Raw genomic sequence first — 10,324 nt, forward strand, 5'->3', positions numbered from 1 at the left:
GAGTTGGGGAGTGCTCGCCGCGGGCGGACGAGGTGTCTAACGGGCGTCCTTCGCGGAGCTCTCCGCGGAGCCCTCCGCGGAGACGTGGGGTAGGAGGCGGTCCAGCCAGTGGGGGGTCCACCACGCGGCGCGGCCCAGGAGGGTCATCACCGCCGGGACCAGCAGCAGCCGCACCACCGTCGCGTCGATCAGGACGCTGAACGCGAGGCCGAGGCCCAGCATCTTCACCACGATGTTGGTGCTCAGGATGAACGCCGCGAACACGCTCACCATGATCAGCGCCGCGCAGGTGATGACCCGCGCCGTGATCTCCAGCGCGTGCGCGACGCTGCCGCGGCTGTCGCGGGTCCGCTCCCACGCCTCGTGCACCCGCGACAGCAGGAAGACCTCGTAGTCCATGCTCAGCCCGAAGACGATGGCGAACATCATCATCGGCACGTAGCTCTCGATCGGCACCTTCCCCGAGACGCCGAGCGCGGGCCCGCCCCAGCCCCACTGGAAGACCGCGACCACCACGCCGTAGGAGGCCGCGATCGACAGGAGGTTGAGGACGGCGGCCTTCACCGCGACCAGCACGCCGCGGAAGACGATCAGGATGATGACGAACGCGAGGCCGACCACGACGGCGATGATCAGCGCGAGCCGGTCGGCGAGGATGTCGCGGAAGTCGACCTGCCCGGCGGTCGTGCCCGTCACGTAGGTCTCGGCGCCCGTGCCGGAGACGGCCTTCGGCAGGACGTCGTCGGCGAGGTGGTTGACCAGGTCGGTGGTGGCCGCGTCCTGCGGGGCCTGGGCCGGGATGACGGTGGAGATCAGCACGTTCCCGTCGCCCGCGGGCTTCGGCGGGCTCGCGCTCGCCGCGCCGTCCAGCCCCGTCAGCGACTTCTGGACCTTCGACGCGAGCGCCGCCCGGTCCGCGTCCGGCACCTTCGCCTGGTCGACGACGACGGTCAGCGGCCCGTTGCTGCCGACTCCGAACCCCTCGCTGATCAGGTCGTACGCCGTGCGGTCGGTGAAGCTCTTGGGGTCGGCGCCGTCGTCGATGTGCCCGAGCTGCATCGAGAACAGCGGGATCGACAGCACCGCGAGGACCGCGAGCCCGCCCGCGAGGAACCACCAGGGGTGGTGCTCGACCCGCTGCGCGTACCGGTGCCAGCCGCCCACCGCCTCGCCCCCGGCGCCGGTCTCCCCGCGCTCGGCGATCGGCCTGCGCACCCGCAGCCGGTCGATCCGGCGCCCGGCGAGCCCCAGCAGGGCCGGTACGAGCGTCAGCGCGCCGAGCACGGCGGTGATCACCGTGATCGCGGCGGCGGCCCCGAGCTTGCCGATGAAGCTGACCCCGGAGGCGTTCAGCCCGACGAGCGCGACGATGACCGTGCAGCCGGAGACCACCACCGCGTGCCCGCTGGTGGCCACCGCGCGTCCGGCGCTCGCCACCGGGTCGGCGCCGTCCATGAGCTGCTGCCGGTGGCGGGTCAGCAGGAACAGCGCGTAGTCGATGCCCACCCCGAGGCCGATCATCGTCGCCAGGGTCGGCGAGACGCTGGCGAAGGTGAACGCGGCGGCGACCAGACCCAGCACGCTGACCCCGACGATCACGCTCAACAGGGCGGTGACCAGCGGGATTCCGGCCGCCAGCACACTGCCGAACCCGATCAGCAGCACCACGACCGCCACGCCGAAGCCGATGGCCTCGCTCAGCAGGTCGTTGGGCTCGGGCCGGTCCAACTCGCCCAGCGAGCCCCCGTACTCGACCTGCACCCCGGCCGAGCGCAGCGGCCGGACGGCGGTGTCGACCTGGTCGAGGTAGGACTTCTCCAGGGAGTTGGGGTTGGTGTCGAACCGCACCGTGATGTACGCGATCCTGCCGTCCTTCGAGACCGGGCCCGAGGTCAGCGGGTTCTGCACGGACGTCACGTGCGGCAGCTTCGACAGGGCGGCGACGGCCTGGTCGATCTGCGGACGGTCGGCGGTGAGCGGTCGGCGGCTGTCGTGCAGGACGACCGTCGAACTCTGGCCCGCGATGCCCGGGGCGTGCTCCTTCAGGACCTCGGAGCCGGTGTCGGACTGGGTGCCGGGCAGCGTGAAGTTGTCGGAGTACGTGCCGCCCCACGCGTTCTGCGCCACGTGCAGCCCGCCGAGCGCGGCCAGCCACGCCACGATCACCACCACGAAGTGGCGCGCGCACCATTCCCCGAGCGCCCGCATCGGCCCCTTGCGGGGTTCGCGGGGTCCCTTCTTGCCCATGTCCTGAGCTCCTCTACTCCCCGGCGCCCCGGGGCTCGGCCCCCGCCTGCTCGCGTGCGGACCGCAGCAGGTAGGGGACGCTGGTGACCATGACGCCCGGGGTGAACAGCAGCCGGGTCTTGAGCCGCAACGCGCTCTGGTTGTGCAGCAGTTGCTCCCACCAGCTGCCCATCACGTACTCCGGCACGAAGACCGTGACGACGTCCCGGGGGCTCTCGCGGTGGAGGGAGCGGACGTAGTCGATGACCGGGCGGGAGATCTCCCGGTACGGGGAGTCCAGGACGACCAGGGGCACGCCCATCTCGTGGGCCTCCCACTCCCGGCGCAGCGCCCGCGTCTCCTCGGGGTCGATCTGGACGGTGAGCGCCTCGACGCTCTCGGCGTGGATGGACCGCGCGTAGCCGACGGCCCGCAGCGTCGGCGCGTGGATCCTCGACACGAGCACCACGGCCCGGTTGTTCGACGGCGGCTCCGGGCGGGCGTACGGCAGGACCTCCAACTCCCGGGCCACCGTGTCGTAGTGGCGGCGCACGGCCTTCATGGCGAGGAAGAGCAGCGGCATCGCGATGACGACGATGTACGCGCCGTGCGTGAACTTGGTGATCAGCACGATGACCAGGACGATCCCGGTGAACGTCGCGCCGATGGCGTTGATCGCCTGCGAGCGGCGCATGCGCAGTCGCCGGGCTCTCTCGCCGGTCCGCGCAAGCTCCCGCTGCCAGTGCCGGACCATGCCGGCCTGGGAGAGGGTGAAGGAGACGAAGACGCCGACGATGTAGAGCTGGATGATCGCGGTCACCTTCGCGTCGAACACGATGATCAGCCCGATGGCGGCCAGGGCCAGCAGGACGATGCCGTTGGAGAAGACGAGCCGGTCGCCGCGGTGGTGCAACTGGCGCGGCAGATAGCGGTCCTGGGCCAGGATCGAGGCCAGCATCGGGAAGCCGTTGAAGGCGGTGTTGGCGGCCAGGATCAGGATCGCGGCGGTGGCCGCCTGCACGTAGTAGAAGAGCGGGGCGGCCCCGCCGAAGGAGGCCTTGGCGATCTGCGCGAGCGCGGTGGGCTCGGCGGCGCCGACGGGCAGGCCGAGTTCGGTCGGGTCGCCGGCGACGTGCACCCGGTAGACCATGGCGAGGACCGTGATGCCGGCGAACATCGACACCGACAGCAGCCCCATCATCGCCAGGGTGGTCGCGGCGTTGCGGGACTTGGGGCGGGTGAACGCGGGCACCCCGTTGCTGATCGCCTCCACGCCGGTCAGCGCGGTGCAGCCGGAGGCGAAGGCGCGCAGCGCGAGCAGCAGCACGGCGATGCCCGCGTAGTCGCCGGTGGCGTGCAGGGGGAGGTCGGCGGACTCGGCGCGGATGGTGGAGCCGGTGGCCATGCGGACGGCGGCGAACGCGAACATGAGATAGATGCCGAGCACGAACCCGTAGGTGGGGAACGCGAACGCCTTTCCCGACTCGCGCACGCCGCGCAGGTTCATCAGCGTCAGCAGGCAGACGAAACCCACGGACATGCCGACGGCGTGGTCGGCCAGGGTGGGTGCGGCCGAGGTGATGGCGGCGACCCCGGCCACGACGGAGACGGCGACGGTGAGCACGTAGTCCACCAGCAGCGCGCTGGCGGCGGTCAGCGCGGCGCCCTGCCCGAGGTTCTCGGAGCTGACGACGTACGCGCCGCCCCCGTTGGGGTACGCGTGGCAGGTCTGCCGGTACGAGGCCACCACCACGACCAGCAGCAGCACGATCGCCGCGGCGACGTACCAGGCGAGGTGCAGCAGGGCGATGCCGCCGAGCGCGAGGATCAGCAGGATCTCCTCGGTGGCGTACGCGACGGACGAGAGCGGGTCGCTGCAGAAGATCGGCAGGGCCAGGCGCTTGGGCAGCAGCGTCTGGCCCATCTGCGTCGTCCGCAGAGGGCGCCCCAGCACGAACCTCTTGCGCAGCGCGCTCACACTTCCGGAGCGTAAGTACGGCGCCTTGGCGCCACCTCCGCCACGCACCCGAATGGCGGCGCGTCGGGCGCGACCAGCGCGCCGGGGAGCGGGCCGGCGCGGCTGCGGTGGTTCGGCACCGCCGGACCACGCCGTGGTGGTTGCCCGCCGCCGCGGCGGGACTGCCCTGGGGACTCCGTCCCCAGACCCCAGCCGGGAGGTTTTGTGCGGCGCGGCTGTGGGGGTTCGGAGCTGCTGGGGCGTGCCGTGGTGGTTGCGGCCGTCGCGGCGGGGCGGTCTGGGGACTCCGGCGCCAGACGGGAAGTGCAGCAACGGGACGTACGCGACTGACGGCCAAACCCGTGGAACCTTTCCGGCGGGGCCGACGGGCCGGCACGCGCGGGCAGCACCGCCGGGCCGCCCGGCCCCCGCGGAGCGTCCGCGGGCACGGGATCCCAACGAGCACATAGGCCCGGTGGGCGGGCCGGGTCCCAGCAGACAGACATGCCGGGCGGACGCGGGAGGCCGACGAGCACGGAGGCCCAGCGGGCACCGGAGCCCGGCGGGCGTCGGGTGGTGACGCCCGCCGGGCAGATGGTGCCGATCCGGCGGATGGTGCCCATCCACCGGTCCGGATCAGATCCGGATCAGATCCGGTCGAGGATCTTCTTCAGCTGGGCGACCTCGGTCGACTGGGCCTTGATGATCTCTGCGGCGAGCTGCTTCGCGTCCGCGTTGCGGCCGGTGCGGCGCTCGTCCTCGGCCATCGCGATGGCGCCGTCGTGGTGCTCGACCATCAGGCGGGCGAAGGCGCGGTCGAAGGCGGCGCCCTTGGCGTCTTCGAGTTCGGCCATGTCGGCGTCGGACATCATCCCGGAGCCGGAGCCCATGTCGTGGCCGCTGCCGTGGTCGTGACCGGAGCCCGAGGACTCGGGCTTGCCCCAGTCCTTGAGCCACCCCTTCAGGGTCTGGATCTCGGGGTCCTGGGCGCCCTTGATCCGCTGGGCCAGGTCCTTGATCTCCTGGTCGGAGGCGCGTCCTTCGGCCAGTTCGGCCATCTCGACGGCCTGCTGGTGGTGGGGGATCATCCCCTGCGCGAAGGTCACGTCGGCGTCGTTGAAGGCGGGGCTCTCCGCAGGGGCGGAGGCGGACGCGGACGCGTCGTGGCCGTCGTGCGTGGAGCCGGAACCGGAGTCGGAGTCGCTGCCGCCGCAGGCGGCGAGGAGCAGGATCCCGGCGGAGACCGCGCCGACGGCGGCGATACGGGTACGTGTGAAGGCGTGCATGGGTGAGTTCACCTCGTGTGCTGTCTGAATGCTGCGGAAAGAACGGATTGCTGGACTGCTCGTTCGGCCGCGAGCGAGCGGGCGCGCGGAAGCGCACCGCGGCGGCCGGTCGGCCGTCGGTCTAGATCCGCAGCACGGACAGTTGGGCGAGGGTGGGTGTGGGCCCGCGCGGGGGCGGCGCGTTGGGCCGGCATACGGCGGTGAGGTCGGCAAGGCCCGTACGCGTACGCCAGGCCCGCCGCCGGGCCAGCAGTACCCGCCGCACGAGCGCGACCAGCAGCAGCGCCCCGAGCACGGCGACACAGACGGATGCGGGATCCATCCCGTGCCCCGGCATGTCGCCGACGGGCACGTGAGCATGATCGGCCACGGCTTCCGCCACGGCCGCGGCGACCCCATGCGCCATGTCCGGCGCGGGGCCGTCGGCATGCGAGGCGGCGACGCCGCCGCCGTGCCCACCGGACTCCTCGGGATGCCCGAGCGTATGCATCGCGAACACGGAGAACGCGAGCACGACGACGAACAGCAGGTGCCCCAGGACACCCACTGCCATCCGACTCCGCCGCACACTCACCTCACGACTGTAACCCGGGGCCGGGCCGTGGAGATCCGGAGACGGCGCCCCTGCCCCCGCCACCTGGGGGTCTGAGGGCTAAGCCCCGCAAGCTTCGCCACAACAGCGAGCAACCCCACAGGCCGGTCGGCGGGCGAGCTCACCAGCGCGGAGCGTGGAGACCAGTCGCAGCAGCCTCGGCACCGCGGGTTTTCAAGGATGGCGGGCAGGAACGCACAGACGGCTGACCAGCAGGTCGACTCCGCTCGCGCCGGGCGCCCGCTCGCCGTTCAGAGCCAGTCGCGGTGTTTGAAGATCAGGTACAGGCTGACGCAGACGACGGCCATGAGGAGGATGGCGAAGGGGTAGCCGAATGCCCAGTGGAGTTCGGGCATTGCGTCGAAGTTCATGCCGTAGATCGTGCCGACGAGGGTCGGGGCGAAGAGGATGGCGGCCCACGAGGAGATCTTCTTGATCTCCTCGTTCTGGGCGTGGCCCGCCTCGGCGAGCAGCTTCATCTCGGCGTTCTGCTGCTGGGTGACCAGGGTGCCGTTGACGGCGAGGATGTCGGCGAGCATCTGCCGGAAGCCGTCGACGCGCTCGACGACGGTCGTGGCGTGGTCGTCCACGTCGCGCAGATAGCGCTGGAGTTCCTCGTCCGTGCGGTACTTCTGGAACCCGGCCGACAGGTCCTGCAGCATGCGCCGCAGCGGCCGAGTGGCCCGCTGGAACTCCACGACCTCGCGGGACAGCTCGTAGATGCGGCGGGAGACCTTGGGGTCGCCGCCGAAGACCTCGGTCTCGATCTCGTCGATGTCGTTCTGCAGACCGGCGACGACCGGGGCGTAGCCGTCCACGACCGCATCCATGATCGCGTAGAGGACCGCCTCGGTGCCCAGGCGCAGCAGTTCGGGGTCCTGCTCCATGCGGTGGCGCACCGCGGCCAGGTCCGGGGCCTCGCTGTGGCGGACGGTGAGGACGAAGTCGGGGTTGACGAAGACGTGCAGCTCGCCGAAGTCGACCTCCTCGGTCTCGTCCCGGTAGCGGGCGGCGCGCAGTACGACGAACAGGGTGTCGCCGTAGCGCTCCAGCTTGGGGCGCTGGTGGGCGACGATGGCGTCCTCGACGGCGAGTTCGTGCAGCCCGAACACCTCGGCGGCGGCGAGCAGCTGCTCCTCGGACGGCCGGTACATGCCGATCCAGGCCATCGCGTCGGGCGCGTCGGGCAGCCGCTTGTACGCCTCGGCGAGGGTGGCGGGGGTGCTGACGCGGCGGCCGTCGCGGTAGACGGCCGCGTCCACGACGCTCGACTCGGGAGCGGGCGGCGGCGCGGGCTCCCTCGGGCCCGGCTCCAGCGCGTGCTCGGGGACCGGCTCCGTACGGCGGTGGGGCGCGGTGCGCTTGTACGGGCGGAGCGCGCGGGAACGCCAGTCGGACATGGACACGGGCGGGCCCCCTTCCAGGAGGAGGTACGGGCCGACCGGCCCGTTGGGGGGCCGGGGCTAACCGGGGCAGGGACTGGGAGGTCGACTGCCACCACCACTCATGGCGATCACCTCCCGTACGTCCCGCGCCGGTGCCGTGCCGCGCGCGTCCTGCCAGGGTAGCCCCGGGACGGGGGCGCTGCCGCCGGTGATTTCGGAGTCCTGGTTGCGCCGGGTTCGGCTCCCCCAGCTACCGCTGGGTGGTGCCCCCATCCGGGCTCCACCGTCGTGGTGACTCGCCGCGGCGGCGGCAGATTCCTGGGGGACTTCGTCCCCCAGACCCTCATTGCCCGGGCGGCACCCGCAGGGGTTGCCCGGGCGGCACCCGCAGGGGCAGTTGCCGACGGGGTCTGGGGACGCGTCCGCCAGGTTCCTGCCGCCGCGGCGAGCAACCGGAATGGCGTGGCCCCGGATAGGGGCACTCCCCCGGCTACCGCCGGGGGCACCCCCACTCAGCGGTAGCCGGGGGAGTCGAGCCGGCCGGAACCACGGCCCGTGTTGGCTCAACGAGCCCTTGCCGCAGGGGGATTCGGGCTGTGCTCAGAGGTCGAAGATCTCGCCCTCGGGGGGTGGCGGCCCGGCCGTGGGCACCGCTGGGATGCGTTCGTCCTCCAGCAGCTCGCGGATCTGCTGCCGCAACTCCGGGCTGTCCGTGTGCTGGTGGACCGAGACCGCGTGCTCCGCGGCGGCGCGGACGACCTCTTCCTCCTCACCGGAGATGGCCAGCGTGCAATGGCTCTCGCTGGGGAACCTGCGGCAGTCGGCGACTTTGCGTGTCATCACGACCTCCTGGAGTCGACTCCTCTACCAGGCTAAACCCGTACGAGACGCCGCGAATCTCCGTCCCCTGCCGTCCTCTGCCGTCCTCTGCCGTTCCCTGTCGTCCCCAGCCGTCACCCGCCGTCACCGCCGTGTCGAGCGGAGCAGCAGCAGGGCGATGTCGTCGGTGCGGTGGCTGGCGGTGTGGGCGCGGCGTACGAGCAGGTCCGCGAGGTTCTCCAGCGGCAGGATCCCGCCCTGCGACAGCTCGGTGGACACGTCGGCCACCGCCTTGTCGTAGTCCACGCCGGGCGACTCCACCAGCCCGTCGGTGTAGAGCGCGATGGTGGTGCCGGGCGGCAGCGGGGACTCGGCCTGCGGGTACTCGCCGTCCGGCGCCACCCCCAGCAGCAGCCCACCGGGCGTGGCCAGTTGGCGCACCTCGCCGTCGGGCATGCGCGCCAGCGGTGGCGGGTGCCCGGCGCTGGCCAGGCAGGCGACGCCGTGGCGCGGGTCCAGCCGCAGGCAGGCGCAGCTGGCGAACAGGCCGGGGTCGAGATCGGCCAGCAGCCGGTTGGTGCTGGCCAGGATCTGGCCCGGGTCGGGGTCGGAGGTTGCGAAGGCGTGCACGGCGGTGCGGATCTGCCCCATCAGCGCCGCCGCCGTCACGTTGTGCCCCTGCACGTCGCCGATCACGGCGGCCGCGGTATCGCTGCGCAGCCGGATCAGGTCGTAGAAGTCGCCGCCGATGTCCAGCCCTTCGGTGCCGGGCAGGTAGCGGGCGGCGGTCTCCAGGCCGGGTACGGCGGGCAGGGCCTGCGGCAGCAGCCCCTCCTGGAGGCCGTGGGCGAGCGCCAGCTTCACGTCGTAGAGCCGCGCCCGGTCCAGGGCCTGGGCNNGCGTGAAGGACAGGGTCGGGCTGTCGTCGTAGCGGGCGATCACGCCGGGTGGATAGCCGCGGTGCCCGACCACGCGCAGCCGCTTGCCCTGCACGGTCAGCATGGCGACGGCCTGGCCGCCGCACGCGGGCAGGATCTCGACCAGACCGGGGAGAGGCGCCGGACCACGATCCGCGCACGGCCGCCTGACCACGGACCTCACCGGACGGGGGTCGCCGAGGACCGAGGCAGGGCTCCGGCCCCACGGCCGCGCGACGCCACAGCCGCGTGACGGGTACACCCGCTCGCCCGGGCCTGGCCTCGACAGATGTGCTTCCGGACATTCCCGGGCGTAATCTCCCCATATGGACGGCGCGGACCGCCCGTCCGTCGGCTGGGACGACGGCCCGGGCGCTGCGGACGACGACGGCCGGGGCGAACCCAGCGGCCCGGATCCGGACGCCGGTCTGCCGACCGCCAACCTGCCGAACGCCGACCCGCCGGTTGCCGACTCGCTGGACAACGGCCCACCGAACGGCCCGCCGAACGCCCCGCCCCACCCCGAGCGCCCCGCAGCTCCCGCAGTACCCACCGGCCTGGAACGCGCCGCCGACGCGATGGACCGGGCGCTGTCCGCGCTCGGGGCACACGTCGGCGCGCTCTATGTACTCGACCCCGGCGAGGACGTGCTCGAACTCGCCGTCATGGTCGGGATGCCGCGCGAGTTCATCGGCCCCTGGGAGCGCGTGGCCCTCCCCGCGCCCATCCCCGTCGCGGTCGCGGTCCGCGACAACACGTTCGTGTGGGTGAACAGCGAGGAGGCGATGATGCGCCACCACCCGCGCATCGCCCTCGCCGCCCCGTACGACTTCGCCCTCGCCGCCGCCCCGGTCGTGGGCGGGGGCGTGGCGTACGGGGCGGTGTTCCTGCTGTGGCCCGGCGCGCGCCCCGCCCGCGTACCCCGCGAACTGGCCGACGGGGTGCGGGACCTCGTGGACGGCCTGGCCGTCGAGCTGGAGCGGGCCGCCGCCGAGGGCCACCCGCTGCACCCGCTGCCGTCCGGGCGCGGCTCCGAGCCGCTGATTCGCAACGCGGCGAGCCCCTCCCCAGGCACCCCGGACGCCACCGAGCGGATGGTGGAGCGGCTGCCGGAGGGCATCCTCGCGCTGGACATCCACGGC

General features: G+C 72.5%; 7 protein-coding genes and 1 pseudogene. 1 reads left to right on the forward strand and 7 read right to left on the reverse strand.

Going from position 1 to position 10,324, the window contains the following annotated elements:
* Nucleotides 1–36: 36 nt before the first annotated feature.
* The 7 genes from AOK16_RS08350 to AOK16_RS08380 form a co-directional block, all read right to left on the reverse strand.
* The gene (locus AOK16_RS08350; RefSeq protein ID WP_079101184.1) at nt 37–2,247 is read right to left on the reverse strand and encodes an MMPL family transporter; all 2,211 of its coding nucleotides are present in this window, start codon (nt 2,245–2,247) and stop codon (nt 37–39) included.
* A gap of 13 nt (nt 2,248–2,260) precedes the next feature.
* Entirely contained in the window at nt 2,261–4,150 is a 1,890-nt protein-coding gene (locus AOK16_RS08355; RefSeq protein WP_205627649.1) for an APC family permease, read from the reverse strand.
* 680 nt (nt 4,151–4,830) lie between these two features.
* Nucleotides 4,831–5,469 carry a DUF305 domain-containing protein gene (locus tag AOK16_RS08360; protein WP_055471601.1) on the reverse strand — a complete coding sequence of 213 codons (639 nt, stop codon included), beginning with the start codon at nt 5,467–5,469 and terminating at the stop codon, nt 4,831–4,833.
* Between the two features lie 121 nt (nt 5,470–5,590).
* Complete coding sequence (locus AOK16_RS08365) at nt 5,591–6,022, reverse strand: DUF6153 family protein (RefSeq protein WP_079101185.1); 432 nt, start codon at nt 6,020–6,022, stop codon at nt 5,591–5,593.
* Between the two features lie 290 nt (nt 6,023–6,312).
* Complete coding sequence (locus AOK16_RS08370; RefSeq protein ID WP_055471603.1) at nt 6,313–7,461, reverse strand: magnesium and cobalt transport protein CorA; 1,149 nt, start codon at nt 7,459–7,461, stop codon at nt 6,313–6,315.
* Between the two features lie 585 nt (nt 7,462–8,046).
* On the reverse strand, nt 8,047–8,286 hold the full coding sequence (locus tag AOK16_RS08375) for a DUF1059 domain-containing protein (RefSeq protein WP_055471604.1): 240 nt from the start codon (nt 8,284–8,286) through the stop codon (nt 8,047–8,049).
* Nucleotides 8,287–8,409: 123 nt separating this feature from the next.
* Nucleotides 8,410–9,162 (reverse strand): PP2C family protein-serine/threonine phosphatase (locus tag AOK16_RS08380; protein ID WP_240483453.1); only part of this gene is annotated, 753 nt, incomplete at its 5' end.
* A gap of 346 nt (nt 9,163–9,508) precedes the next feature.
* Here AOK16_RS08380 and AOK16_RS08385 point away from each other — a divergent pair.
* Nucleotides 9,509–10,324, forward strand: a pseudogene (locus tag AOK16_RS08385) (hypothetical protein); the annotation flags it as partial.

Source organism: Streptomyces pathocidini (genome assembly GCF_001418495.1).
GTDB classification, from domain to species: domain Bacteria; phylum Actinomycetota; class Actinomycetes; order Streptomycetales; family Streptomycetaceae; genus Streptomyces; species Streptomyces pathocidini.

Excerpts from the sequence above, each read along its gene's own strand:
- AOK16_RS08350 (WP_079101184.1), bottom strand. The coding sequence starts at position 2,247 with ATGGGCAAGAAGGGACCCCGCGAACCCCGCAAGGGGCCGATGCGGGCG.
- AOK16_RS08355 (WP_205627649.1), bottom strand. The coding sequence starts at position 4,150 with ATGGGCCAGACGCTGCTGCCCAAGCGCCTGGCCCTGCCGATCTTCTGC.
- AOK16_RS08360 (WP_055471601.1), bottom strand. The coding sequence starts at position 5,469 with ATGCACGCCTTCACACGTACCCGTATCGCCGCCGTCGGCGCGGTCTCC.
- AOK16_RS08365 (WP_079101185.1), bottom strand. The coding sequence starts at position 6,022 with ATGGCAGTGGGTGTCCTGGGGCACCTGCTGTTCGTCGTCGTGCTCGCG.
- AOK16_RS08370 (WP_055471603.1), bottom strand. The coding sequence starts at position 7,461 with ATGTCCGACTGGCGTTCCCGCGCGCTCCGCCCGTACAAGCGCACCGCG.
- AOK16_RS08375 (WP_055471604.1), bottom strand. The coding sequence starts at position 8,286 with ATGACACGCAAAGTCGCCGACTGCCGCAGGTTCCCCAGCGAGAGCCAT.